The organism is Cerasicoccus frondis, from assembly GCA_031296915.1.
GTDB lineage: Bacteria > Verrucomicrobiota > Verrucomicrobiia > Opitutales > Cerasicoccaceae > Cerasicoccus > Cerasicoccus frondis.
Map to the genome: position 1 here is coordinate 141098 of JAVDPC010000011.1, position 26876 is coordinate 167973.

The 26876-nt window shown below is 53.0% G+C and carries 26 protein-coding genes and 1 tRNA gene; 9 read left to right on the forward strand and 18 right to left on the reverse strand.

From position 1 onward, the window contains the following. The first annotated feature begins 28 nt into the window (after positions 1-28). On the forward strand, positions 29-361 hold the full coding sequence (trxA, locus tag RBB63_RS11235) for a thioredoxin (protein ID WP_309384212.1): 333 nt from the start codon (positions 29-31) through the stop codon (positions 359-361). A 78-nt stretch (positions 362-439) separates the two neighbouring features. Here trxA and RBB63_RS11240 read toward each other — a convergent pair whose 3' ends face one another. The 7 genes from RBB63_RS11240 to ilvE all read right to left on the reverse strand — a co-directional run bounded on the left by RBB63_RS11240 (position 440) and on the right by ilvE (position 5844). Further along, positions 440-1312: a 1,4-dihydroxy-2-naphthoate polyprenyltransferase gene (locus tag RBB63_RS11240; protein WP_309384214.1), complete on the reverse strand. Its 873-nt coding sequence runs from the start codon at positions 1310-1312 to the stop codon at positions 440-442. 18 nt (positions 1313-1330) lie between these two features. Beyond that, entirely contained in the window at positions 1331-2326 is a 996-nt protein-coding gene (locus RBB63_RS11245) for a PulJ/GspJ family protein (RefSeq protein WP_309384216.1), read from the reverse strand. An 11-nt stretch (positions 2327-2337) separates the two neighbouring features. Beyond that, positions 2338-2949 (reverse strand): type IV pilus modification PilV family protein, encoded by a 612-nt coding sequence (locus RBB63_RS11250; protein ID WP_309384218.1) that lies wholly within the window; start codon positions 2947-2949, stop codon positions 2338-2340. A gap of 10 nt (positions 2950-2959) precedes the next feature. Next, positions 2960-3700 (reverse strand): prepilin-type N-terminal cleavage/methylation domain-containing protein, encoded by a 741-nt coding sequence (locus tag RBB63_RS11255; protein ID WP_309384220.1) that lies wholly within the window; start codon positions 3698-3700, stop codon positions 2960-2962. Between the two features lies 1 nt (position 3701). Continuing rightward, positions 3702-4268: a type II secretion system protein gene (locus RBB63_RS11260; protein WP_309384222.1), complete on the reverse strand. Its 567-nt coding sequence runs from the start codon at positions 4266-4268 to the stop codon at positions 3702-3704. A gap of 4 nt (positions 4269-4272) precedes the next feature. Beyond that, positions 4273-4860: a prepilin-type N-terminal cleavage/methylation domain-containing protein gene (locus RBB63_RS11265; RefSeq protein ID WP_309384225.1), complete on the reverse strand. Its 588-nt coding sequence runs from the start codon at positions 4858-4860 to the stop codon at positions 4273-4275. 117 nt (positions 4861-4977) lie between these two features. Further along, positions 4978-5844, reverse strand: a complete 867-nt coding sequence (ilvE, locus tag RBB63_RS11270; RefSeq protein ID WP_309384227.1) for a branched-chain-amino-acid transaminase — start codon at positions 5842-5844, stop codon at positions 4978-4980. A 135-nt stretch (positions 5845-5979) separates the two neighbouring features. Between ilvE and RBB63_RS11275 the strand changes: the two genes are divergently transcribed. Further along, on the forward strand, positions 5980-6426 hold the full coding sequence (locus RBB63_RS11275; RefSeq protein WP_309384229.1) for a hypothetical protein: 447 nt from the start codon (positions 5980-5982) through the stop codon (positions 6424-6426). 149 nt (positions 6427-6575) lie between these two features. Here the strand turns inward: RBB63_RS11275 and RBB63_RS11280 are convergent. Further along, positions 6576-6649, reverse strand: a tRNA-Gln gene (locus RBB63_RS11280). Between the two features lie 113 nt (positions 6650-6762). Here RBB63_RS11280 and RBB63_RS11285 point away from each other — a divergent pair. Continuing rightward, positions 6763-7215, forward strand: coding sequence for a MarR family winged helix-turn-helix transcriptional regulator (locus RBB63_RS11285; RefSeq protein WP_309384232.1), 453 nt, complete (start codon positions 6763-6765; stop codon positions 7213-7215). Between the two features lie 10 nt (positions 7216-7225). Here RBB63_RS11285 and xerD read toward each other — a convergent pair whose 3' ends face one another. Further along, a complete protein-coding gene (gene xerD, locus RBB63_RS11290) occupies positions 7226-8137 on the reverse strand; it encodes a site-specific tyrosine recombinase XerD (protein WP_309384235.1) in 912 nt (303 codons plus the stop codon). A gap of 120 nt (positions 8138-8257) precedes the next feature. Between xerD and RBB63_RS11295 the strand changes: the two genes are divergently transcribed. Continuing rightward, positions 8258-9001: a thioredoxin-like domain-containing protein gene (locus tag RBB63_RS11295; RefSeq protein ID WP_309384237.1), complete on the forward strand. Its 744-nt coding sequence runs from the start codon at positions 8258-8260 to the stop codon at positions 8999-9001. Positions 9002-9019: 18 nt separating this feature from the next. Here RBB63_RS11295 and RBB63_RS11300 read toward each other — a convergent pair whose 3' ends face one another. Then, the gene (locus RBB63_RS11300) at positions 9020-9874 is read right to left on the reverse strand and encodes a hypothetical protein (protein ID WP_309384239.1); all 855 of its coding nucleotides are present in this window, start codon (positions 9872-9874) and stop codon (positions 9020-9022) included. A 104-nt stretch (positions 9875-9978) separates the two neighbouring features. Further along, positions 9979-11010: a class II fructose-bisphosphate aldolase gene (gene fbaA / locus RBB63_RS11305; protein ID WP_309384240.1), complete on the reverse strand. Its 1032-nt coding sequence runs from the start codon at positions 11008-11010 to the stop codon at positions 9979-9981. A 261-nt stretch (positions 11011-11271) separates the two neighbouring features. Between fbaA and RBB63_RS11310 the strand changes: the two genes are divergently transcribed. Then, on the forward strand, positions 11272-12339 hold the full coding sequence (locus RBB63_RS11310; protein ID WP_309384241.1) for a class I fructose-bisphosphate aldolase: 1068 nt from the start codon (positions 11272-11274) through the stop codon (positions 12337-12339). 348 nt (positions 12340-12687) lie between these two features. Beyond that, a complete protein-coding gene (locus RBB63_RS11315; protein WP_309384243.1) occupies positions 12688-13284 on the forward strand; it encodes a PEP-CTERM sorting domain-containing protein in 597 nt (198 codons plus the stop codon). Positions 13285-13613: 329 nt separating this feature from the next. Here the strand turns inward: RBB63_RS11315 and RBB63_RS11320 are convergent, their stop codons facing one another. Continuing rightward, positions 13614-14504 (reverse strand): hypothetical protein, encoded by an 891-nt coding sequence (locus tag RBB63_RS11320; RefSeq protein ID WP_309384245.1) that lies wholly within the window; start codon positions 14502-14504, stop codon positions 13614-13616. Positions 14505-14622: 118 nt separating this feature from the next. On the opposite strand from RBB63_RS11320, the gene RBB63_RS11325 reads away from it, so the two are divergent. Next, entirely contained in the window at positions 14623-15729 is a 1107-nt protein-coding gene (locus RBB63_RS11325) for a DUF7452 domain-containing protein (RefSeq protein ID WP_309384247.1), read from the forward strand. Between the two features lie 3 nt (positions 15730-15732). On the opposite strand, the gene RBB63_RS11330 is transcribed toward RBB63_RS11325, so the two are convergent. The 4 genes from RBB63_RS11330 to RBB63_RS11345 form a co-directional block, all read right to left on the reverse strand. Next, positions 15733-18291, reverse strand: coding sequence for an O-antigen ligase family protein (locus RBB63_RS11330; protein WP_309384249.1), 2559 nt, complete (start codon positions 18289-18291; stop codon positions 15733-15735). Positions 18292-18359: 68 nt separating this feature from the next. Further along, the gene (locus tag RBB63_RS11335; RefSeq protein WP_309384251.1) at positions 18360-20456 is read right to left on the reverse strand and encodes a polysaccharide biosynthesis tyrosine autokinase; all 2097 of its coding nucleotides are present in this window, start codon (positions 20454-20456) and stop codon (positions 18360-18362) included. Between the two features lie 3 nt (positions 20457-20459). Next, on the reverse strand, positions 20460-21485 hold the full coding sequence (locus RBB63_RS11340; protein ID WP_309384253.1) for an SLBB domain-containing protein: 1026 nt from the start codon (positions 21483-21485) through the stop codon (positions 20460-20462). Continuing rightward, positions 21475-22725 (reverse strand): hypothetical protein, encoded by a 1251-nt coding sequence (locus RBB63_RS11345; RefSeq protein WP_309384255.1) that lies wholly within the window; start codon positions 22723-22725, stop codon positions 21475-21477. The genes RBB63_RS11340 and RBB63_RS11345 overlap by 11 nt, the downstream gene beginning before the upstream one ends. Positions 22726-22902: 177 nt before the next feature. Between RBB63_RS11345 and RBB63_RS11350 the strand changes: the two genes are divergently transcribed. Then, on the forward strand, positions 22903-24363 hold the full coding sequence (locus RBB63_RS11350; RefSeq protein ID WP_309384257.1) for a hypothetical protein: 1461 nt from the start codon (positions 22903-22905) through the stop codon (positions 24361-24363). Between the two features lie 44 nt (positions 24364-24407). Here the strand turns inward: RBB63_RS11350 and RBB63_RS11355 are convergent, their stop codons facing one another. Next, on the reverse strand, positions 24408-25904 hold the full coding sequence (locus RBB63_RS11355) for a sigma 54-interacting transcriptional regulator (RefSeq protein WP_309384259.1): 1497 nt from the start codon (positions 25902-25904) through the stop codon (positions 24408-24410). Between the two features lie 151 nt (positions 25905-26055). Between RBB63_RS11355 and RBB63_RS11360 the strand changes: the two genes are divergently transcribed. Beyond that, positions 26056-26214 (forward strand): hypothetical protein, encoded by a 159-nt coding sequence (locus RBB63_RS11360; protein ID WP_309384261.1) that lies wholly within the window; start codon positions 26056-26058, stop codon positions 26212-26214. Positions 26215-26233: 19 nt separating this feature from the next. On the opposite strand, the gene RBB63_RS11365 is transcribed toward RBB63_RS11360, so the two are convergent. Further along, on the reverse strand, positions 26234-26842 hold the full coding sequence (locus tag RBB63_RS11365; RefSeq protein WP_309384263.1) for a DUF1796 family putative cysteine peptidase: 609 nt from the start codon (positions 26840-26842) through the stop codon (positions 26234-26236). Between the last annotated feature and the right edge of the window lie 34 nt (positions 26843-26876).

The window sequence follows — 26876 nt, forward strand, 5'->3', positions numbered from 1 at the left end:
AATCCGGATCAACTCCGACCAAGATCACATGGCAACATCAGAAAAAATCAAAGAACTCTCCTCAAGCGATTTCGACAGCGAAGTCCTGGAAGCCAGCACACCTGTGCTTGTCGACTTCTGGGCTCCTTGGTGTGGTCCCTGCAAAATGCTGGCGCCCATCCTCGATGAGCTGGCCGAAGAGCTCGATGGCAAAGTAAAAATTTGCAAGGTCGACGTGGAAGAAAACACCGACTTGGCCGCAAAGTATGGCGTCAATCGCCTGCCCACGATGCTCGTTTACAAAGACGGCGCCGTGGTTGATCAAGTCATCGGCATGACCAGCAAAGCCGAACTGAGCGCTCGCTTGGAAAAGCTCGCTTGACCGGCAACCGCAATAAATTTCAATCCCGCTTCGCCTCAGCGTTGCGGGATTTTTTTTGCCCCATTACACCATCGCTGCTTAAAGCACCAGGCCGACCGACAGCAGACCACTGTAAAAGAGCAACAGCTTGGCGGTTTGAGCCAACACCAACTGAAAATCATCCCGCGTCTGCGCACGCTGCAACAACACACACAATAAGATACCAAGCGGCGCCATCCCCAACGGCAGCAGCAGCGCCCAGCCAAAGCCGCTCAAGGCCAAGCCAACAGGAATTCCCAAAGCGAGCATCACGCTGATAATGTATTGCCGCCACGCCGCCTTGCGCCCCCAACGGACAACCAATGTGCGCTTGCCTGCTACACGGTCCGTTTCCAGGTCACGGTAGTTATTAACGACCAGTAGATTTGTTGAAAGCGCGCCAACACCAGCCCCCAGCAACCAAGCCACGTGGGAAAACGCGCCAGCCTGCACGTAGTAAGTGAAGCCCACCGCAATCAGGCCAAAAAAGATGAAGACAAAAATGTCGCCAAGTCCATTATAGCCCAATGGATAGGGTCCCCCAGTGTAAGCGACCGCACAGATAATGCTCACGATGCCGATCACCACCAGCCACAGCCCCCCCCAATAAACCAAACTCAAGCCGACAATAAACGCCAGACTTAGCACAATAATCATCGCGATGCGCATGGCGTCGGGCGACACCAAACCTGCCGCCACCGCACGGGTTGGCCCAATGCGCTCCTTGGTGTCCGCGCCTTGCACAAAGTCGAAGTAGTCATTGGCAAAATTCGTCCCAATCTGGATCAACAGGGCAAAAGCGAGGCAGATCAGGGCAGGAGCCAAGTCGAAAACACCATTGTGCGCCGCCAGGGCCGTGCCCACCAATACCGGCGCAATTGCGGCCGGCAATGTCTTGGGCCGCGCTGCTAAAATCCAAGCGCCAACTTTCATCGACTCGGTCAGAGCCGCTTAAAGCGGCTTAGCCATGATCTGCACACGGCGCGAGAATGTCTGCCCATACTGGGCCACGAGTTCATGCCAGTTCTCGTCGATGTTAGCTGCGTTATTCTGAATGATCTTCATTCCTTCTGGCGACATAACCGTAACAGAGATATCCACGAACTCCAAAGTGCCTTTTGCTGCTATTGCGGCTCCCTCGGCGTTCAATTGATTGGTATATGTAAAATCGACGCCCTCTGACTCCACAGTCATTACCGCGCCCTTGGTTTTGGAGGAGTTAGCCGCCCAATCACCATTCAGGGGCAGAATCAAATCAAGGTTAGTGTCGTGATACCAAAAGATAACGTTCAAGTCGACGACGTTTGCGGACAGAAAGTTTTCTGCACTAGCAATCGTCGTATCAATGGAGTCAACATTAGTAGCCACACCATCCTGATTATAATATTCAGCACCCGAACCATCACCAGATTCCATCGCAGTTTTAAGGTCCACACCACTGCCAGCCGACATCACATCTGTGAAAGTATGCTCGGAATCAATCAGGAAACGATAAAGCCCAAACATAGGATATGCGCCTCCAGTCGGAGTCAGCGGGTCTTGATAAAGCACTTTGTAACCTACCGCACAGATATCGCCATACACAGGAGAGGTTCCGCTCGCCCCACTAAAGCGTGGACGGTCCTCCACCCGAGCCATAAAGTAAAACTCCGGCATTGTGGGCAACGCGCCAGTGTAGGTAATCCCCGTTGACGTTGGTCTCTCATAGCGCACATCGAGCCAGCAAAAGTCACGATTGCGCAGCACCATAGTTTCGAGATCCGTAGCCATGATGTCCAGAGCGACACGCGCTTCATAATTGGCGGTCAGTTGACCGGTTGATCGATTCCAGACGCTCAGGACATTGGTTGTCAGGCTGAGGACGATCAATATAACCACCGTCATGATGCCAGTGGCAGCGAGAATTTCGATCAGGGTAAAACCGCGGGCTTTAAAATCTTGTTTCATGGGTAGGTAGATCAACGGAGCTTGGCAGTTGTGTAAGAAAAGAGCGGATCAGAGCTGTCCACCAAGGTATCAACCCCACCCTGACCTTCTGCCAGCACCATACCAATGTCTGCAGCATAAATGGAAACGAAAATGGGAAAGTAACCCTGAACAGCCACTTGCCCAAAGGCATAAGGATTGGCTCCACCTTGCATTCCTTCCTCTAAGGTAACAACGAAAATCGATCCGCCATCCACACTACCTGCAGCCATAGCGCTCGTAAAGTCGCTCAAGCTTTCAGAATACTTTAGGACGAGCGGCGAGTCACTAGTCATGGATTGGCGTTCAGTCCAAAAATACAATTCGACCCCGCCTCCAAGTTGTCCAGCTAAGGACTCAAAATCACCACCTCCGGAGACGCGATCATAAATCTCGTCACTCATGAGGGCGGCATTCAGCCGGGTGCGGACACCGTTGGCTTCATTGCTGTCCACCACGTCACGCACCGATGACATCGTAGGACCGAACAGGCCCAATAGGGCCAAGATGGAAACCGCGATCACGCCGACCGCGAGAATGACCTCCGTCAGGGAGAAACCAGAGGTACGCTGAGAAAAACAAGAACGTGGGGTGGAGATAGTCATAGTCGCCTAACTAATTGGTCGCTGATTGCACTTGATCGTATTCTTCCATGTTGAGTACGCCGCCGAAGCGTCGGATGACGAAGCCATTGGTCAGAAACGGATTTTTGATGAGCACTTGCAAGGAAGTCCCACTGGGCTCGACGCGGCCAGCAGCGAACACCACCGCTTCGCCAGCAAAGTTATGAAACGAACCGGGCACATTCGAATCCGTACGAGCGGAACCGCTGCCGTCAAAAGAGTAGTAATACCAGTCGTTTTCATCCCCAGTAGAAACGGGAAAGCTAGCTTGCATAACAGCTGGAATGTCGCTGCTGGTGAGAATTTCACCATTCGAGGCGTCACCTTCGGCGCTCACCAAGCCCGGCACCGAACCATCCGGGATATAGTAGACGCCTGCTGGCAGGTAGACCCCGGAATTGGCGGCGACCCAATCGTAAGTGCCATCTTCATCAGGGTCCCCCCAATAGACAACACCCATGTAACGGAGGAATTTCTTTTCCGCATCTGGTTCACTTGTGTCACTATCAGCATAAATGATGACGCGCGCTTCAGTGCGGCGCATAGACGCCACGGTGCGCGCAGCCTGAAACATCCCAATGGCGGCGCTTTGACCAGACTTCAGGTTCGCGCTGGAATTATCCGGCAAACTGACGCCAATAATGGCCGCCATGACCGCGATGATCGCAATCACCGCCAGGAGTTCCACGAGCGAAAACCCGTGCTTACGGCTGTTTGTGCTGCGAAATGTCATGTTATTGCCAATTGGAAATCGTTTCGAAATCTTCGCCGTCTTCTTCATCTGTCCAGATAGCAACTGAGGCTCTCAGGTCGCCGTCCGCAATGTCATCAGGTGCGCTGGATACATTTATAGAACCATCACCATCGGCGTCGACCCTAATATAAATGTTTGGATTATCAAAGGCATCAACTAATTGGGTGTCTGAGCCTTCAAGCAGCTCTGATTCACCAAAAGAGTAAAAGCCGATCGCTTTGCGGTTGAAAGATGTGTCGCGGTTGCCGTTGGCAGGATTGCGACCTGTCAAGGCCTTCATGAAGTCCGCACTATCCGATGACAGGGTCAACGTGCTACCCGTGTGTAATGATCCAACCTGCGGGTAGTAGCCATACTCGTTCTTGTAGGCCTGAAGCGCTGTGGCCCAGCCACTGAATTGGGCGCGAGTCTTCGCTTTGAGCGCATTCTTCTTTGCGCCGCCAACGACCGGTATCAGAATGCCGGCCAAAATGCCAATAATGGCTACGACGGTTAAAAGTTCAACCAGGGTAAAGCCGCGGCGTTTAAGTGGGGTGTGCGTATTCATCGTATTAAAATTCTAGTCCGTAAACAAAGTTATCGAGATTATTGTCGTCATCAAAGTAATCCTTGGGAATTTCTCCCGTGGCTAAGCCTGAATCGTCTTGAGCGCCATCTGCGCCAAGGCAAACGAGGATAAAACCAGGGTATCTCCAGCTTGAGCCACTATCGCTGGCATCCTTGTAATAGTAGGCATAATTGCCGCCCCAAGGGTCCATGAAGCGGTCATTGGAAATGGTGAAGTCCTCTTCGTTCACAAAGGCCTGCCCACCGTTCACCATATCAGGATTGCCTGCGGTGCTCCCGGGCACCATCTTCTTTTCGCCCGTCAAGTGCTCAAATAAGTCTGAACTGTCAGAGTCTTCACCGAGCCAAGGATAGTCGCCATATTTAAGCTTGTAGCTCTCAAGCGCGGTGGCGAGCGCCTGAAGCTCTGCCTCAGCCTTGGTGCGTGCTTGCTTCACCGCGATGCCGCGAGTCAAACCGAACACAATGGAAGATAGGATCGCGATAATGGCAATGACCACCAACAGCTCCACCAAGGTGAAACCTGGGCGGCGGTTGGGTGAATACTGGGTAACAGGGCGATGATAAAGCATAGGTGAAACAACAAATTTGCGGTGAATATGCCCAGCTGTCAAATAAAGACGCAAGCATCTATCAGGTATCACTTGCCCAGTGAATCTGCACCAGGCAAGGCCTACGTCCCCCCCCGCTTAAATACGCGTTCCGTCGGACGAAACCCGCCCATGGAACGCCTCCAGGACACGCTTGGTGAGGGAACCAGGCTTACCGTCTCCGATCACGCGGCCATCAATCTCAACCACCGGCACCACCTCGGCGGCAGTCCCCGAAAGGAAGCACTCCTTGGCAATCCACAAGTCATAACGGGTCAAGTTAGTCTCAACCACTTCAATGCCAAGGTCTTTCGCAATTTCAAGCACAGCCTGGCGGGTAATGCCTGTCAGCGAACCGGCATTAACTGGCGGAGTAAAGATCTTTCCGTGTTGGACAATGAACACGTTATCGCCCGTGCACTCAGCCACATACCCCTGATCATTGAGCATGAAGGCCTCGACGTAGCCCAAGTGCCCGGCCTCGATTTTGGCTAGAATGTTGTTCAGGTAGTTCAGGCTCTTGATCATCGGAGGCAACGCCGCCGGATTGTTGCGACGGGTCGCAACGGTGATTACCTTAAGGCCGTCGGTGTAGAACTCCTTGGGGTACAGCTGGATCTGGTCTGCTATGATGATGAGTTGCGGGCTTGAGCAGCTCTTGGGAGACAAGCCCAATGAACCAACGCCCCGGGAGACGATCAAGCGAATGTATCCGTTTTGCAGCCCATTGACGCGGCAGGATTCACAGACGGCTTCGGCGATTTCCGCACGGCTCCAAGGCATGTCCAGCATGATGGCGCGGGCGGAAAACTCCAAACGCTCCAAGTGCTCATCCAGCTTGTAGACGTTGCCGTTGTACAGGCGGATGCCTTCAAAGATGCCATCCCCATAAAGGAAGCCATGATCAAAAACTGAGACCTTGGCGTCCGCCTGGTCCACAAAATCGCCATTCATGTAAACTTTCATCGCAAAAGACGGGAGTCGATAGCGCGTTACGGGACGTTTGTCTAGTATTTCTCGCTGCTTTCAAAAGAAATCCCGCTCAATTAAAGCATTCTCGCCTTGCTTGCGGCGCCAGATTAAGCTTAGATAGAGGGGAAAATGAAATCGACGGTTTTCGGCATTTTAGCAATTAGCATAGCGTCAGTCTCTCCGCTGACGGCGGACATGCAGTCGTCCGGTGAAATTGTTGTCGAAGAAATTGCCGTCGACTACGACCCAAACGAGCAGTTACAGGAGTTTTTCAACGCCCTACCGAACGAGCTCAAACTTCGCATCAGCGAATACCGGGAAAAATCGTTGGTGGTTGCTGAGGAAGTGGCCGAATACAACGAGCGCCCGCGCAATGGCCTCCCCCCCTCTTCTTTTAAAACCGCCCAGCGCAAGCGGATGAAAATCGAGGCGCAAATGGCCAGCCTTCGCCTTGAGCAGAAGGCCATCGCCAAGGAATATTACGATCTACTGAGCACTGGATGGGAGCCGCCCAATAATTCCAACATCATCCGCCTTCTGGTCACTCAAACGGGCAACAACCCCGCCACCAGCTAACCCGGCGTCCCGGTGGACCAGTAGATTTTCGCATCAGGAAAATTCAGCTGCAATGAGGTGGTGATAACCTCGCACACTCTTGGAACCGAAGCCAACAGACCATATTGGCCTCTACTCCATTTGCACAATGTGCAATCCAGCCTTTATGCTGGCAGGCCCGCAGGGACTCGAACCCCGACAGAAGGAACCAGAATCCTTAGTGCTACCATTACACCACGGGCCTAGCAAAGCGAAGAAACATCGTGAGTTCCCAAGGATGCGTCAAGCGAATTTCTAAACGCGCTTCAGACTGCATTCATCTTGATGCCTAGATACTTTTTGCATTAGGTATGAACCATGAGCGAGCCCCTTGACACGTCAGCGCCGCACCTGTGGCTAATCAATTGGAAAGCGTACCGCGCCATCGAACAATACGACCGGCAAAGCATCAAACAGCAGGGGTTCGACGTATTGAGTGATTTTGCCGTCCTCGAAGTCTTGCTGCACAAAGGCCCACAACCGGTTAACACGATCGGTCGGCGCGTCATGCTGACCAGCGGCTCCATCACCGCCGCCGTCGACCGCGCAGAGAAAAAAGGCTACGTCGAGCGCCGAGCTTCACCCACAGATCGCCGCGTGGTGGAAGTCCACCTCACCCCCGCTGGGCACGAGCATATCTCTTGCGCTTACGAAGAACACGCTGCCGCCCTGGAAAAAATCTTCAGTGAATTAAGCCAGGACGAGCGCAGCCAATTTTACCACTTAATGAAAAAAGTTGGGCAGCGGGCGCAGGCTCTGGCCAACGAGTAACGCCCCTCGCTTACAGCTGATTACGTGGGTGATGTTTATCATGCGCCGCCGCCAGCGACTGGCCTTTCACGTAGGTATAGATCTGAGTCGTCGCGATATCCGCATGGCCGAGCATTTCCTGGATCGCCCGCAGATCGGCGCCTCCCTCCAGCAAATGCGTCGCAAAGGAATGCCGCAACAGGTGAGGCTTCACCGGCGCATCAATGCCCGCCAGCTTGGCCGTCTTTTTGATCATGACCCAGAATGTCTTGCGCGAGAGCGCCCTCCCCCACTGACTCAGAAAAAGCTCACTACCGGTCCTTGGTTTCACCAGCTTGGGACGCCCCACATCCAAGTAGCGCTCCAAAGCCTTGGACGCGTGGGAGCCGAGCGGCACGACCCGTTCCTTCGAGCCTTTGCCAAAAACGCGGAGCAGGCCAGACTCCATATCGACCGCCTGCAGCGTCAGTCCACAAAGCTCGCTCACCCGCAAACCGCTCGAATACATCAGCTCCAGCATGGCGCGGTCGCGCAGACCTTGCGGCGTGGTTTCATCAGGCGCTGAGAGCAATTTATCGACTTCATCCGCCGACAACGCGCCGGGCAGCTTACGCGTCAAGCGCGGCCCGCGAACCAGCTCGGAAAAGACGTCCTTCCGCCAACGCTCGGCAACCAGATGCTTGGCCATGCCCCGAACAGCGGTCAGCTTACGCGCCAAGCTGGAAACGGCGTAATCTTCATCGCTCAGCGAGCCAATCCAGTCAGACAAATGCTCGCCCTGCACCGCCTGCCAATCAGCCACCCTTTTCGATTTCAAAAACGCAATAAACTGCCTCAAATCGCTTTCGTAGCCTTCGAGTGTGTAGTCCGCCAGCCCACGCTCTAGTTGAAGCGTGGCAAGAAAGCTCTGTAGTGGCTCCTCAAAAGCTGGGTCCTTGGACATCATTCACATCCAGCATGCCGCTTACCCGCGCATTGACAAGCTGATCGGAAGCATCGATCGAATAATAGTTGTCCTCGCCCATGAAACTTATCATAGTAAATGTTGTCATCTCAGTATACCATGAAGCTATTCGCAACGCTCAGCGCCACTCTATTATTCGCCTTGATCGCAGACGCCCGGGACTGGACCAGCCAGGACGGGCGCACCATGACGGCCGATTTCGTGGAAACATACGAACGCGACGGCGTCATGATGGTCGTGTTCAGCAAGGGCGATGGCATGCGCTATCAAGTACCCTTGAGCCGACTCAGTCAGGAAGACCAAGATCACGTGCAGGAACTCGTTGCCAATGGCTCCCAAAACAATCCCTCGCCAAGAGAAAAAGCTGTTCGCGAAAAAACGTCATTCGAAACAGCAATTTCGCGCAATCTGGTTGAGCTGAACGGCAGTCGCCTGGAACGAGTCGGCGCCAAAGAATTCACGCCTAAAGATTATTACGCCATCTATTATTCTGCACACTGGTGCCCGCCCTGCCGCAAGTTTACCCCCAAATTGGTGCAGTTTTATAATGATGCCGCCGCCCAGCAGGATAAGTTTGAAGTTATTTTCGTGAGCAGCGACAACGACGAAGACGCCATGGAAGAATATATGTCTGAATACGAGATGCCCTGGCTGGCCCTCGATTATGACAGGAAGAAGAGCAGCCGCGAACTGACACAGTTTTCCGGCAGTGGGATCCCCTGCCTTGTGCTTGTCGACCGTGATGGCAATGTCCTCAAAGACAGCTACGTAAACGGGGATTACGCGGGCCCAAGCAGCGTCCTTAGAGAATTAGAAAGACTGCTAAGCACTAAAGAAGGTTAAGTAAAACCAGCGAACGAATCAATACTTCGCAGTGATCGCACGAAGGCGGTCCCATTCGGCAATGTAGCGCTGTAAGTGAACTTTGCCGGCCTCGATTTCTTTCTCCAGGAGCTCCCGCACGAGTTGCTGCTCACGCTCGTATTCCTTGGTGTCGAGGAGGCCGGAAAAATGGGCCATCCGAGCCCAAAGCAAATGAGTCGTAAAGGCGTCGAACTCGTTGTAATCGAGCACCTGTTTCACTTTGCCCAGCTCGATCAACGCCCAGACATTGTCGCCGGACACATCCACCTTGCCCGGAATACCACAAATCGTCGCCGCTTCGTGCAGCCTCGGCGTATTCTGGCCACGTGCGAGCAGGTATTGCAGATCTACATGATAGTCGCTCGACGTCGAAAAATAGTCGGCCCCCTCCCAGGGCTTATCCGGGCGGTCGCCAAAGCCAAAGCCCGGCAGACCATTGACTACCGCTCGCTGCGCCAAAATCGGCACGTCGGCATTCTGTGAATTAAAGCCCACGAGTTGCGGCTTGCTCCGACCAATGCCTTTAATAAACGCCTCCAACAACACCCGCTCAGTGCATTTTTCGGGGTCAAAGGGATCGCTGGGCAGAGAGACTAGCTTCAGCGTCGGAACCCCGTCTTTATCCACCTCACGGAAAATCCCCGCAATGGTCACAATGCGGCAAAGCATGGTTTTCACCCAGGGGCGCGGACTTTCCGGCGTCGCACCGGCCTCTTTCCACATGCGACGATAAGCGTCAGGCAGACTAAGCGGCGGATTGTGCTCCACGCCATAGAGCGCTTCAGCCGCCATTGGATCGGGCGTCCATTCAATGTCGAAGGAAAGTATGCGGGACTGGATGGTCTTTATCACGGGAGTCAGTTACAAAAGCGCAAAGCGGGCTGAAGGATCAACTCAAAACAAAAGCCAGGCCCCGCATTGGGACCTAGCTCGAAAATTTAAGGGCGCAAGGCGACTTAGACTGTGCCAAAGATGGTCTTACCAGTGGAACAAAGATCGTCGCAGCACTGCATCATGCGCTCGGTCATGTTCTTTTCAGCCTTCTTCAGGTAGCTACGTGGATCGTAGGTCTTCTTGTTGCCGACTTCGCCATCAATCTTCAGCACGCCTTCGATGTTGCTGCAGATGTGGGTGACGATCGGGCGGGTGAAGGCATACTGCGTGTCGGTGTCGATGTTCATCTTGACCACGCCGTATTCCAGCGTTTCGCGGATGTCGCTGAGCTCGGAACCGGAACCACCGTGGAATACGAGGTCCATCTTCGATTCCTCGCCATACTTGTCGGTAACCGCCTTTTGGCCGTCACGGAGAATGGTCGGCTTGAGCTTGACCGCGCCAGGCTTGTAAGCGCCATGGACATTACCAAAAGTCGCAGCGAAGAGGAAGCGACCGATCGGGCTCAAGGCTTCGTAAACTTCCACCATGTCTTCTGGCGTCGTGTAGAGCTTTTCAGCTGGGAGACCAGAGGTGTCGTGGCCGTCTTCTTCACCACCGACGCAGCCAGCTTCGACTTCGAGGATGATATCCAACTCGGCGCACTCCTTGAGTAGAGCCTTCGAAATTTCCAAATTCTCAGCTAGAGGCACCACGGAGCCATCGAACATGTGAGACTGGAAAAGCGGGCCCTTACCCTCTGCCTTACGCTTGCGGGAGGCTTCAAGCAGCGGCTTCAGGAAGCCGTCCACCTTTTCCGGGTGGCAGTGGTCGGTGTGCAAAGCCACGAGCACGTCATATTTCTCGGCCAAAATATGAGTGGCCTCTGCAAGCACGATCGCGCCGAAGGCTGCGTCATTTACGCCGAGACCGGATGCAAACTGGCCGCCGCCGGTGGATACTTGAATGATGCCGTCGGACTTAGCGTCGGCGAAGGCTTTGAGTGCTGCGTTGATGGTCGTGATCGAGGTGATGTTGACGGCCGGATAGGCGTAATTGCCCTTCTGGGCGGCGTCGATCATCGCTTCGTACTGCTTCGGTGTTGCAACTGGCATGATAGCTTTTGGTTTGTATGTTGAGCTAAGTTAAGCAGGGCAGCTTATGTTAGGTCGCGACGGAATCAACATTAATTATGCGCCGCCGGACATTTTCTGACCTGTGGCGCCCCTCGCCAGAACCACACTCCCGGTTTCACAATTGTCACCAGATTTGCCCCCAAACGAAGTCGCCAGCGGTATTTCTGGATTGCGCGGCCCGTGCGTGCAATGTTTTATTACGGTTCCAACCCTTTTACTGAACCGCCAAATACTAATCTCATGATCGACCAGATCCAAGAATACCTCGGCGGAGACGCCGACTCATTGCTCAACCACCAGTGCCAAACGATCTCGAAGGATCGACTCCATCTGCCCGGTGGCGACTTCATCGACCGCATTTTCGCCTCTACTGACCGTAATCAGCGCGTTCTAAACAACCTAAACTGGATCCTGCATACCGGCCGTCTTGCTGGCACCGGCTACATGAGTATCTTGCCAGTCGATCAAGGCATTGAACACAGCGGTGGAGCATCATTTGCCAAGAACCCTGACTATTTCGACAGCGAGAACATCGTCAAGTTGGCTATCGAGGGTGGCTGCAACGCCGTCGCCTCAACCTTTGGCGTTCTCGGCAGTTGCGCCCGAAAGTATGCGCACAAGATCCCGTTCATCGTCAAAATAAACCACAACCAGTTGCTCACCTACCCCAACCAGGCTGATCAGATCATGTTTGGCTCGGTCGACCAAGCCTACGACATGGGCGCAGCCGCTGTCGGAGCCACGATTTACTTTGGCTCCGAAGAGTCTAACCGCCAAATCATCGAAGTCGCCGAGGCGTTCTATCGGGCGCACGAGCTAGGCATGGCGACCATTTTATGGTGCTACCTGCGCAACCCAGCCTTTAAAAAAGACGGTGTCGACTACCACGTTTCTGCCGACCTCACCGGTCAGGCGAATCACCTTGGCGTCACCATCGAGGCAGATATCATTAAGCAAAAGCTTCCGGAAAAGAACGGCGGCTATAAGGCGCTCAACACGGGCAACAGCAGCTATGGCAAGCTTGATGAGCGTATTTACACCGAACTGACCACCGACCACCCCATCGATCTGACCCGTTATCAGATTGCCAATTGTTACATGGGGCGGCGGCCACTGATCAACTCTGGCGGCGCATCTGGCTCCAATGACTTTGGCGACGCCGTCAAGACTGCTGTCATTAATAAGCGCGCCGGCGGAGCCGGTCTGATATCAGGTCGCAAAGCATTCCAACGTCCTATGGCTGAGGGAGTTAAACTCCTGAACACAATTCAGGACGTTTACCTCTGCGACGAGGTGACTATTGCCTGAGCGAGGGCGATTAGTTTAGCGCATTTCACTGCAGAGCCTTTAATCATCAGCATTAGAGGCGAAGGCTGCGACGTATTACATGCATGATCGCTTGGCGTAAGCCTTGGGAGCAATCACTTCGAGGAAGCAACACCTAGAGGCCATACCCCCCAGAAGCAGGCCCAAGAACCCAACAAAAACAGAGCCAGACAGCCCCTACATGGTAGAGCTGATCACATCTAATGAATAGGTTTACTCAAATGTTGATGCTACCCGACCCAGGTCTCAGCATCACTACCCTATTTCCAGTGGTGGTAAAATAAAAATTTAATTGACTAATAGTCCTAAGAAATCCACTGTATGCACACTATGAGACTACTATCTACTATTTTACTGGCTGCAGTCATACCAGCGGCGGCAAACGCCATGGTTCTTATTGAGATTTCCAAAAGTGGAGGCGATGTCTTCATCACTGGATCCGGCAGTATCGATCTCACCGGAGCAATCGCTGCTGGAACTGAGTCAAACTCAGTCAGTATCATCATTCCATCATCAGGAACAATCCGCCATTCCAATGGCCCTGGAACAACCTACGAACGCTATCAGGGCGGCCGAACCGGTAATTATGGCGCCGGTGGACAGACCAATAACCCAGAAGTCTCAGCTGGCACGCCATTTGGCTTCACCACCACCCGCCTCTTGGTTCCGACAGGCTATGTATCGGGCACGCCGATTAATTTCACGATGATTTTTGAGAATACCAACTTCGCTGATCTTGGTATTGACGAATCTGGCTCGGTCACCTTTACCCTCGCAGGGTCTGGCGACACGGTCCATATCGCTGTAGTTCCAGAGCCATCTACATACATTGCAGGAGCAGGCTTCTTGGCATTAGGATTCTTCGTCTGGCGTCGCCGCAAGAAGGCCAAAGCGACAGCCGAACAAGAAACTGCAGTTAGCGCATAACTCAGTTACTTGATATTGAATTTACCACAAAAGCGCTGGGCAATTGCTCAGCGCTTTTGTCTTTTCTGCAATTGAAGATAGTCGCCACCACAGCTACACGGGCCAAATCAACATTGCCCCTTTAGAAATAAAGCTCAGTTTGAATAGTCCCATCTGCGCAGTGATCTTGCGCAACCAGCAAAGGCTGGCCTGGGTGTGACAGGCTTGTAGTATGCCCTCAAATGCTGAGTCCTTGCGAATGGGTCTTTACAACTCGCAAGAGCAAGGACCGATCTTGAGCGCATCAGTTTCACACCCGCGCCATCACAGCCTCAACGTCAGGACACTCCTTAGAATGAGTAGGAAATACTCACCTTTCCATAAAACGTGTCCTCAGGTCCAAGGTCGATGCCCGCAAAGCCAACTTTTCCATCGTTGTTGCCAGTATAGCCTGCTCCAATCGCGATGGCGCCATTCTCGATAACATCCCAAGTCAACTCGATTGCAGTCAACCAGTAGGCATAACCGTTTTGCCATTTACCTCCAGCAGGCGGACCACTATCGCCAAAATAGGAATTGGCGTTCAAATAGCCAACACGTCCTTCCCAGAAAAACGCCCAATCCTCGGCCAGTTGCCATCTCTCTGATATTCCAAAAACGCCCGCCGCCTGTTCGAGTTGTGAGTCATAAGTGAAGTAGATCGCAGGCTGCAGCATGACATCGCCAATGAAGCCAAAATAGAATTTACTGCGATACCACGAACCGAATGCATTGGGCTGGCCTTCACCGAAACTATTATCCGCGTAAATACCCAGCCCACCACCGACATCCACATCAAGGTGCTCCATCAAATGGTATTTCCACCCGCCAATACCATTAAACTGCTCAGTGTATTGACCATCGAATGGCAGAACCCCTGAAAACGTGCCATAGCCATCTCCCCCAAACAATGGGCCGCTGGTTGAGAAGCTCGGCACGATCGCATCACCTGCAATGCGTTTGCCGACACTCGTGTAGGAGGTGTAGTAGGTGGCTCCAGGCACGTATTTATGTTCAGAAGGATCCCCAAGAATTCGGTCCCCATTGAAGCTGATAAAGCTGTCCCATGCCTCGGTATTCACCGAGAGGGGTTCATCTGGAGCCGAACTCGCATACTGCCCTGCGGGCTGTCCATCCTGGGCGACCAGCGGCAAGGTAACGAGCATGTATAAGGTTGAGGCAGTCTGAACTTTTCTTATCATGCGGTCATCAAAAACACATGCATTTCAATTCGCAATCTTGATTAGCCTACTCCCGTAAATGCTGTCTAGCAGATATCAATACTCGCTACGGCCCATTTTTATATTCGCACTGACTCTCATGGCGGCGCCCCTCGATGCTGCCCTCAAAGCATTCACTCATGAGGCGACTCAGGCTAATATCGATGGCCCCTCCACCCTGCTTGACCACCCAACGACAAACAACCGCCCCAATCACCTACTTTTCGTGACTGGTAATCTCGGCCAACCCAACCCACATTCTGTGCGAGTCGCCTACGATAGCGTTCAAGATCGCTGGCGCATCTTCAATGAGGACGGCAAACCAATGCCTCCTGGAGCTGGCTTTAATGTGATCGCCATCGACTCTGCTTCGAGAAACGCCTTCGTCCATAAAGTAGCGCCAAGCAACCGACAAGGCTCAGGAACGATGATTTCGCACCCGGCGATCGATTTCAATCCGCAGGCTGGCATTATCGTAACGGCACAGGATAGCTATGCAGCCAACACCGGCCCATTATGCGTTACCTTCAATGGCATTTACTGGATTATTCAGCGCGAAGACGGCGAAACGATGCCATTGGGCACTGCCCTTAACGTGCTGGCTGTCGGTGATGGGAGAACGGAATCATTAGGCATGACACCGTTCACCACCCATGCGAACGGGCATATAGTCGGCGTTGGCAATACGCGGAACAACGCCACGAGGATTCAAAATATCGATAATCGGGCTAAAATCTTTATCTCCCGCAAACGTCCAAGCGGGGTCGCCAACGCGCCAGAAGCGGCAGTGCGCTATGATGGCTCAAGCTGGACAATAATGAATCAGGATCTATCCCCTCTCCCTCATGGTGAAATGTTTAATTGGCTCGTAATGGATCAATCCCTGGCAGCCTCGGAAAAGCTCAACGCCGGCAATCTCAGCATCGGCTGGCTCATCATTGAAAATAAAGGCGCTTTTGCCGCTCGTTTCAAACTCGACTTCCAACTGGATGATACGCCCCGCACATTAAATTCTGCAACCATCCAACCCGATTCATCCATGGTTTTTCGTGTGCCCGAGCGGGCAACAGAGCTTCAATTAACCGGTGACATCACCAATGGCCTCTCTGTGGAAAGTCTGGAACCCGTCCAATACGAGACAATCCCCAACGCCACCTATCAACTAACTGGCAAAATGGGGGCCAGTGATTGGATCGAGTTGGAATAGCGCCTATTTGCGCTGAAACGGCTCCATCAGTTCCCTGATCAACGGGTTGTCATCGGTGTCATCGATTCCTCCAAACACTGAAGCCTCACTCGATTTCAATTCCAGCTTTCGCTCAATAACTTCCTCCAGGTAAACTTTCCAAGCAGCCCATGCCTCCTTGTATTGCTTATCCAAGCGGCTCAGTTCACCCTTCCAATAATAGGCATATGGCGGCGGCTGTTTCATTTTCAGCAGCCGATCCAAAGTCCAGTTAGCGCCTTTCATATCTTGGCTGTTGAGCTGAGCCTGCAACAGCATGCCGCCCCGCACCACGTCATCCGGACGCGAGGCGTACATCGCACGAAGATCATCCACATCGCCCATGACCAAGGTTTCCATCACCGGAATTTGCGGCACTGGCGCATATTGCTTCGCCAGTTCGATTGCTGCCGGGTAATTCCCCATACGCCCCATCGCGTTAGCCTGATAATACCAAGCATTAGGCGCTGCATCCGGGTGCGCATCCAAAAATTTGATTAGCTGCCCGGGATCCCCTTTTTCCAACCAAAAGCTCATGATCCGCCCACGCTGCTCGTCATTGTAGAAGCTCAAGCTGGGATCGCGCTTCAACTCAGAACCAAGCGTCACCAGAAACTCGTCGCGGTTTAATTGCTTCAGATAATTGGTGCGGAACTGCGGATCCAACTGACTGAGGCGGTCCAAATCCCGGTCAAAACGCTCATTCTTCTTTGCCGCCTGAATAATGCGGTGATGCAACTCATTGGGATTTTCCGCCTGCCGAGTCAACGCATCCTTCCATGCTTCATACGCATAATGCGTGCTGCGCGGCAACCAAACCTGCCCTTCATAAAGCGCTGGCGACACCAAGTTCGGCTCCACCACACGCGCAATTTGGAAGTCCTTCCGCGCCGCAGAGCTGTCATCCTCCAGGTAGAGGTGATACTGCCCCCGTTGCAGATACAGCTCCCATGATAACGGCTGGAACATCAGACCCGTCGCCAGATCATTACCCACCGCCCCGCTTTCTCTGGCTTCCAGCGACTCTGCGATGTTCGCTGCAATCTCCCGCTTGGCGACTTTGCTATGCAGCATCAGTCCCGTAAGGTCCGCCGTAATCCAGAGGCCGCCTGCTACGATGAGCAAAACACCGACCAATCGCCAAATCCACCTGGGTATGAAGCAAGACGGCGAGGCCTTTAAATAAGGCAGGCCCATTCGCATCAGCCAGATTGCGATCAACACCACGCCCAGTTGATGGGCGGAAACGTCAAAAACCGAGTGCAGCAAAAATATCGACGCTGATACGATGGCGGCCGTTCGCACGGAGGCCAATCGGTCTTCACCAAACTCGAGCAACATCCAATAGATGAAGATGACCAGCATCAACATCAGCGAAAAACCCAACACCCCCATTTCGGATGCGATCCACATCCAGTCGCTCTCCGGGTGAATGATTGGCTCGGGCGACAGCGACTCTGCCCGATAATGCGTGAACGCCTCGGGAAAGTTGCCCAAGCCCACACCAGTTGCCGGCTGGGCGGCGACCATCGCCAGCGAATCTCGGTAGATCCCCCAGCGAAAATCCTCAAACATGCTGTTCTCCGAACCTAGCCAGGTGTTGAAACGCGACAATGTTTGCTGCCCAGTGATCAGCATCATCCCAAAGCTAAAGGCGATCAGCGGCACGATAAACTTCATCGCCCCCTGCCCCCCAAACATGGTAAAACGCAAGATCACCCAAACCCCGCATCCAAGCAGGAACAGGAGCAACCCGGCTCGCGAAAGGCTAACAGATATAGCCAAAGTCGCACACACGAAAGCCAGGCCCGATAGAATGCCCAATACTTTTCGCTGAGCAAAATTATAATAGGCCAGGCTCAACGCCATGATGCCGACCATGACCAAAAAGATTGATGTCTGATTACGGTTATCGAAAAAGCTGAAACTGGCTGCCCGGTCAGTGTTAAAATACTGCAGGCCATTGCTCGTGCCATAGAGGACAATCGCTGCCAGCACGCCCCCCAGTAAAACGAAAGTCTGCAGTAGACGCGTTCGGTCCTGTATCTGGAAACGCGCATTGATCAACAGGTACAGATAGCCCAAGCCAGCGACCAACATCACAAAAGACTCTAATGACTTCAGCGGCTGAGCTGACATGGTTACGGGTAATTCCGCTCCTGCCCGCACCACTTCCTTCCACCAGTCAGGACGCCCAAAGAAGAAACCCGGCAGAAATGACAAGACTCCCGATGGAACAAAGGCAAAACACGCGACTACCACAATCCCAAGCACGATCCAGTCCATCTTGCAATCCAGCGTGGTCGACGGCGGAATCACCATGAGCAGTAAGCCGATCAGCGCAACAAAAGCGCCTTGAACCCAGAGATAGCGCCCACCACTGAGTAAGACCAAACCAATCAAAGCGGCAACTGTAAGGTAATGAATCAGCTTTGTCGGCTCCACCGGCAAAGGCTGCGAGTCAATCGACGGCTCTACCTTTTCAGGCAACACCACACTGGTGTGTACGTCCGCGTATTGTCGACTGGGTGCTTTATTGCCCATAAATGGCGATCAGCTTTGAGTGGACTTCGCCATTGGCAACACAAAGTTGTTCGCAAACCAAGCGAAGCTTATGAAGCGTTGAGGTCGATCTTCGCCTTCGGCGTATCTTTTCGCTTCGCCCGGTAGTTGTAGTAGTCGTTGTAGCGATTGTAATAATAATAGTGGCTCGGCTGGCGCGTATCGACGAAATTGAGCACAAAGCCATCAACCGCCACTCCCCGCAATTCGAGGATGTCGAGCGAAGATTTGATCTGGCCCGAACGCGTGTAGTTGGAACGGACCATGAAAATAACCGCATCCGCTTTGGTCGCGAAACTGGGCGTATCATCGGTCGCCAGCACAGGCGGACAGTCAAAAATCACATAATCATAGCGGTCCCGCATTTCGGCCAACAGAGCTTCAAAACGCTTGCTCAATAACAGTTCACCGGGGCGCTCAGGGTAATCTCCGCAAGGTATCACTTGCAGGTTATCTGTCTCGGTTTGGATGATGACATCGTCCAGTTTCATGGTCGGGTCCTCGATCAGCTCGGCCAGTCCCGGATGGGAATCAATGTCAAATTCCGTATGAACGCGCCCACGCCGCAAATCCGCGTCCACCAGCAAAGTCTTGGAATGGGCAAACGCCATGGTAATGCCCAAATTACTCGCCAAGGTCGATTTGCCTTCTGCCGGCACCGCGCTCGTTAGCAGGATCACTTGCGGCTTCTGGCCGTCGAGGTTCATGAAGAGCATCGACGAACGAATATTACGGCAGGATTCCGCAAACATCACTCGATCATCACTGGCTTGCAGCAAGGGCAAGCGAGTGCCTTTCTTGCCGACTTGCAACGGTATCACACCTAGAACAGGTGGACTGAAGCGGGCGCTCACGTCTTCAGCCGATACAATGCGTGTATCCAGCATCGAGATCAGCGTGAGGATGCCGACGCCCAACATCAACCCAACGACACCGCCCAGCGCAATTTGCTTGTTTCGGTCCATCGCAACTTGGAAAGCCGGGCTGGCCTTTTGCAGAATTGAAATCGTTTCCTGGTGAGTGTTTTGAGTGATGTCGATGGACTCAATGGATGAAAGTAAGCGCGCATGAACGGCTTTCGCACTTTCAAGCCGCGAGTTCAAACGGTCAAACTCTGCCAGCAAGGTGCTGAATTTCAACGCTTTCACTTCCCATTCCGCGATGATTTCATCGAGATTCTTCAGTTCTGCCTCCAACTGCTTCCGGCGATCCTCCAGCTGCCGCAGCGTCTGGCGGCGGTAGATGTTCAGCAGGTTCGCCTGGCGCTCGATTTCCTGATTCAATCGCCGGATCTTAGGATGCGCCGGCTTCATGTAGATGGAAAATTCGTCGCGCTCCGCGCGCAATTGCTCCACAGAGCGTTTCGCCTGCTCATAGCTGCTATCCAATGAGCTTAGCTTGGACTCGGTCAGGGCGTCCAATTCTTTCTCACTATCGCCTCCCATGTTACTCAAAATCCGAATCTCGGTTTTTAAATTCGCACGACGATTATTCAAATCCGCCAAATAAGATCCTGCATTATTGCCCTGCTCAGTAATGAAAACGATGTTATTGGTCCGTTGAAATTGCAGCTTCTGCTCTTCCAGTTCCTCAATGTCCTGCTGCTTCTCAAGCACTTTCTGCATGACGGTCAGGAACACTTTTTCCGTGGTCTGGTTACGACGCTCTTCCTTGTAGGCCAGAAATTCGTGCATCAACGCATCAAGGTAATGCTGCACGTATTTGGGCTCAGAGCCCGTCGCCGACAAATCAAACGCACTGGCGTCCGTCGCCTGATTAATACCTACAGACACATGTGTGCGCTGCAACTCAGGATACAAAGCGGCCACCCGCTGCACCGTGCGCTCGCGAACCTGCTGGCTATTCATCAGCTTAATCTGGGTCCCGAAAAAATTCAGGAAAACCTCCTGATACCGGGCCCCCTCGGGGATACTCACCTGCCCATCAATCACCATCTGAGCATTTGAGCGATACTCCGGCTGCCGCTGCGACTGCTGATACCACTTGCCCGCCACCCCTAGAGAGACACACAGCACGATCACCCACCACAGGCGGGACATGACCATCCGCGCGCGGAAATAAAAGGTGCGGAGCGCTTCCGACCATTCGAAATCACTGTCGCTATCGCTGAATCCAGATGCGCCCATTGATTAAAATACAATCCATTTTTCGTCGACAATGATACGGTCGCCTGGCTTCAGCAACACATCATTATCGAGCTTACCGTAATCCAGGATTTCATCGACATTGATTTCCCGCTCGTTGCGGGAGCCGTCCTCGCCATAGCGAATTAGCTTCACGTCGCTGCCATCGCCAAACTGGGTAAAGCCGCCTGCCGACAGAATCGCTTCGCTAAGCGTAATTTTTTGTCCAATGGAAATCGGGTAGACCCCTGGGCGCCCGATCGCTCCGCTCAAGGTAAACGAACCACTCGTATCGCCGCGGCGACCAACAAAAATGCGGTCATTCGCACGTAAGATAATGTCCATGCTCAAATTGCCCGTTTCCAGGATTTGGCCTACATTGACGTCGAAGCGTTGCGAATCTTCCGGGTTTTCCGCATTGGGGCGAATCAAAGACACCCGGGTTGGGTCCGCATAAACAGAAAATCCACCGGCACGCATGATCGCTTCGCTAACGCGGAGGATGTCGCCGGGGGGAATTTCCACCATACCCTCACGGCTGACCTCGCCCATGACCAGCACCACGCCACGCCGACTCGAAGCCTGATGCTGTGAAATCAGCACGGTCGCTTGATAGTAGTAGTCCTTCTTAAGGGCTTCACTCACCGCCATCGCCAATTGCTGCGCCGTCAAGCCCTGCGCCTTCAAACCGCCTAAAAGCGGCAATTCGATGTTACCATCTTCCTCAACCAATAAGACTTCCGGAGCCTCGCGATCTTCGAGAACGGTATACTCCAAGCGATCTCCAACCTCGATAATGCGGCTATTGTCGAGCTCGAGCATTGCCCGATTTGAATCGTTGCCATCCACTGGCGGAGGCGGAGCGCGAAAAAGCTCTGGGAGCGGCTCAGCGACACCATCTGTGGCATCGCCGGACGACATCGTCGATTCAGCAGTTGGTGATGAACCGGGATCAGGCGCTAATCCAGTTGTTTGTGCGGAACTCCAGCTCAACCCACCCAAGATGAGCGTTGCCAGGATTCTAGAAATCATAACGGAGGCCCAGCGTAACAATGTTCTGGGTATAAGAACGATTGAACAGATTTGAATCTTTGCGGGAAAATGCATAATCCAAGCTCGCCTTCAATTTACTGGATAAGGAATAGTCAACACCAACACCAACGCCATAGCGACCATAATCTTCCGCCGTTGAAACCGGTTGCCCCAAGGAATTAAAGCCCGAGCCACCGGAATCGGCTCCTAACTCATAAAAGGCTTGGCCACGCGGGCTAATCTTACTGTTCATCCGCCAATTGAAGGCGTAGATAACTGAAAATACCGAATCGACATTGGATAAATAGCCGTAATTGAAGCTGTGTGAAGCCGTCAACGAGTGCTCGAAGACGCTGGACAATCGGTGGCTCGCCGTGACCGAGCCAATGATCCCGCTTGGCTGAGTCGAGTCGTTGATGGTGCCGCCCGTATCGAAATAAAACTCCTGATAGGCAAAATTACCTGCTAAACTCAGGTTTTCGGACGCCTGCCAGATCGCCATTGGACCGACCGACCAAGACCAACTGTTGTTATTAACGCCCTCCTCATAAACATTATAGTTAAGTGAACCCGTGACGCCAACCGTCAGGTTATCTTCCACCATCAGTCGTGGGCCGCCAGCAAGCTGATACTCATGGCGCTGCGTGTAGTCAAACAACGAGGAAGTCGGGATGACGTCCAGGCGGCTAAACCCGGCGAAAAGCACGAGATCGTTCAAGTCCCAGTCCGCATCCACCCCGGCAATATTCGTGAAACGACCGTAGTCCAGTGGATTGTTCGAGACCACCGCTCCATTCAGACTAAAGGCGTCGGCAGCATCGACGGAATAGGATAGCCGGTCATAGAACTCAAGGGTCACGTCATCGATGAACACCGTGAACGCGATCTTGGTGTCTGGCGTAATATTGAGAAAGTTGTTGATCGAATCCAGCTCCGGGTTGCGAATGTATTTTTCATACCCCATTCCAATGCTGACGCTGAGGGTGTTCAGCTCCGTGACCTGATATCGGCCACTCAACACAATCCCCGGTCGCAGAATGATGTCCCAAATCGGATTATACTCCGCGTAATTAATGTTGTCGTTGTAGGTGACATTAAAGGTCGCCGCTAAATCGAAAACGAATCCTCCAATTTTGAAGTTTTCACTCTGAGCGTTAGCTACATTGAGAAACCCATAGAGAAATACAGCCACAAGGCCCTGCTTAACCTTAAGGTTAATTTTCCATTTGCTTGCCAGCATTCGCTTAGAAAATAGAGTCAACACGGGAGCCAATCTAGGAGGGGAGAAAGAAAATGTGCAATAAATTCTTTAAATTGAATGATAAAAGCGCCGATAATCAGTGAAGGATGTGTAAATCACTACGGATTAATTTGCTGTTAATTTAGCAGAAAAATTGTAGACTAGACAACTAAAGCAATGATTTTCGGTTACTCAAAACGCGCAATCATATGGATGGCAATCATGGCGCCGTCCATCTTGAGCTATGCTCAGGACGAGAAACCAGCGGAAGCCAAATCAATCAGCCTGCTGGAAGTCCCGGAAGTGACTCAAGAAGAACTACTGGACAAGCAGAAGAATCTGGCCCGCTGGCACATGGGGGCAACCCTCTACGACGCGTCCGAAGATTTTCTCAACCCAGTCACTTGGCAAGAAGCCGACAGCACAGAAACAATTGGTGTGCTCATGTTGGACGACCCGACCGGGTCCTTCGAAGTCCATCCTGGCGAATATCGGTTCGTGGTCGACCTCACGGATTTCTTCACCATCACCCGCTTTAACTTCAAAAACTTCACTGCGGAAGGTTCGGTCCAAGTATTCTTCTCCCGTTCCCTGGAGGCGCCAGACGCCAGCGCTTGGAAAAGCGCCGCGAAGCCAGACAACTTTACCCGGAATCAAGTCGTCAGCCCCAAATTCCGGCCGTTTGAAGCCCGATACATCATGGTCCACCTGACGGTGACAGAGGCCGGACTCATCGGCAACATGGGCGCATTTGGCAACCTGTCCGTCGCCGAAGTCCGCATGAACGACCAAAAGCGTGACGAAAACATCGCCGCCAACACCTCACGATCCGTTGACAGCAAACCAGTCAAATACAATTACGCTTCGGCGCACTCCGACTCACGCGTAGCCTACGTCAGCTCCGGTCAAGCCAACTACGCCATGTCCATGATCGACGACGACGTCGAAACCTTCTACGATTTTGAAGAAGGCGACGAGGAGAATATAGTAATCGTCGACCTCAACGATCAACGTGAAGTCAACAGCGTTTCCATGCTTTTCGAGTCTGGCCCCGGCGACTTCGATTTCTATGTCGTCAACAAACTTCCTGACGATGTTCAGGAGGCTCTCAACAAGATGGATGAGGAAAACAACGCCAAGCGTGAAGCACTCAAAGGCAAGCCGGATAAAGGCGAGAATGACGACATGGCCATGATCTTCAACCATGGCCAATGGGAGCCCCTGCTCCTGGCACAAAACGGCGCGGCTGACGCCATCGGCTCCATTGTTAGCTTTGCCGGTGACGCCATTTTCACCACCGTTTCGCTTCCCGGCAGTTTCTTCAGCGCACTGGCTCCGACTGTTCAGCAGACAGTTACTGGATCAGAAGAGCGCTTTCGCATCGACTTTTCCAACCTGACGGGGCGCTACCTGATCATTCGCTTCACGCCTGCTCCTGGCGGCGGCTCCACGATGCGTGTTTATGAAGTCAGCTTGATGGGTGACATCATCGCCAATGAAGATGACCCGCCAGTCGACCGCGTGGAAGCTTTCAGCATGTTCAACGCAGGCTCCGGAGTCTTGGAGCTGGCGCCTCCCCCCTCTCAGATACTCACGCCACCGGTCCCTGCGCCCCCACCTCCGCCGATTAGTCCGTAGCGTAGGCGCACCTGAAACGGGCGAAACAGCTGCCCGGCAACAACTTAGCCGTTAATATATTTCTTAACGGTCCGGCGATCAAGCTCCAGTCGACGCCCGATTTCTTCGTAATTGGGCGTTTTCTCATAAAGCTGGGAAACGTAGCGCGAGAGCAGTTCATTGGCGGTCAAGCTGCCCAATTGTATCTCCATCGCCAGCTCACTGGCGGGGCTGTTCGCGTCTGGCGCTCCCAAAGGTTGCGGCGTGTATTCGCCGTGCACGAGGATGTTCCTCACGCATTGCTCCAATTCCCGGAAATTACCTGGCCACGGGTAATCTTCGCTCAAATCGCGCGCCACCACCGCCATCGCTTCGTCGGTCAGCGCCGGGCTTTCATCAGCGCCTACCAGTTTCCGCGAAATATGAGACACCAGGTTCTCAAGCTCGCCAGGAGACTCGCGCAGAATCTCCCGCAACGAAGGCGTCCGCACATGATCAGCGTTCAGCCGGAAATAGAAGTCCTCGCGAAAGCGGCCTGCCTCGATTTCCGCCAGCAAGTCACGATTGGTCGCAGCCATAATCTTCCCTTGGAAAGTCCGCTGCTCGGTATCGCCAATGGGCGTAAAAGTCCGGGTTTGCAGCAAGCGCAGCAACTTGACCTGAATCGTTGGTTCTGTCTCGCCGATTTCATCCAAAAAAACCGTTCCATGCTGACCACAAACCGACAAATACCCCTTGCGGTCATGCAATGCGCCCGTGAAGGCGCCCTTACGGTGGCCATAGAGCTCGGACTCGATCAGGTTCGACGACAAGGCTGATAAGTTAATCGGATAGAAGGCCCGGATGAAGTCTTCCTCAAACTCGCGCGTATTCGGATTAAACGGGATAAACCGGCTCAAGCCAATCGCCCGCGCAACAAGTTCCTTACCCGTTCCCGATGGGCCAGTGATGAGCGTGATGATGTCCCCCATGCGGTCAGCCAAGACCCTCTGGTAGCGGTCCATGTCATGGGTGAATATCGACTGCCAGATCCGCGCCCGCAGCTTGGTCGCCGCCGGGCTAGCCCCAACGATGTATTGATAAATGTGCTGAAAGGCGCGGCGCACCTGGAAAAAAACCGCAAACAACCGAATTTCATCAATGACGGCGTAGGCGCCAACAAAACCTTGCGGCAACCAATGACGAACCTCCTGGCCAAAACGATCATAAAACGGAATGCGCTGGGCGGCGCTTCCCCGCATATGACCCGCCTCAATTACTTTGTCGAAATCACGCCGAAACTGATGAAACACATGAAAAAAGACCAGCTCCTGGTAAAGATAGGCGTCACGATCGTTGGGCTCTTTCTGCAGATCCCAATTTTTCCGGCCAGACTCAATCGTTCGCTCCAAAAGGGCCAGTATCGCGCCAAGGTCGGATTTTTCGGCGCCGCGCCCACCATGGGCCTCCAGGATTTCACGCTCCAGCTCCTTGCGCGCGTCTTCAAACGGATTCATCCAGACCAAGCGCGCCAAACTCTGCGCCAGCGGTCGCTCTTCGGGGGAAAACAATCGAGTGCCCATTGTTCATTTTTTGTAGGATTGCGCACATTCAATGTCAACTCCCGTTATTTCAAAACAACAAACCCTCGAACGAACAATACACATCAATCTGATTAAAAACGACTTACAAAACATTCAGCAAAATTGGCATACAACGGGCAAATAGGTAGGCATGAACAAATTAAATAAAGTCAAAGCCCGTCAAAACAACGCATCTCATAATCCACGCAAGCAACGTCGCTTTTGCGACAGCCTTGGCCTTTACGGTCTGCTGTGCTTGGGCTTCTTCGGCTCATTCATCGCGCTGCTCGAATATGGCGTGCGCTCGTAACGAAAAATCCCGCATAGATTCATCGCCTGAACAGTCCAGAAGCCCAGCGCTGGCCTCGTTTGAGAAAACTAAGGTTGGCCACTTGCAGGTCGTCCAAGGAAATCAGTGAACCTCCCGCGATCGACAACCGATCAAAAACTGCCCTAACACGCTCCGCTGAACAGGAGCGAAAAACCTCCCCCGCCAGAGTATATTGCTCGCGCTGCCAAACATTAACATCAGAGCAGCGATAAACGAACTGCTTTGGAGCCGGGCTGTCCAGCAGCTCAAGCAACCGCTGGATGCGACGGGCGTATTTATCCCTGACCTTCTCCAGATCATTGACGCCAGCAGCAGAGAAATCATGCGGAAAAAGCATGCCATATTTGCGGCAAACCACCGGAGTAATGATGTCCCGCTCGGCTTTGACATCCTGCCCCTCTTCCTCAAAGAGCAATCGCTCAGTTGGCGGCAGGTAAACCAAGTTCTCAGGATTCAAAAAATCGCTGAAACGGTTCTCCAGCAAAGAGAAAGCAGACTCAATCGGCGTGACATTCCAATCAAAAGGCAAGGCCTCCTTGCGCAGGTTCTTACGCCGCAAAAACTCGGAAATCTCGCAATCAATGCCGATGGGGATGTAAGTCGTCATGTCTGTGAATCAAAAAAATGCATGAGCGCGTGCG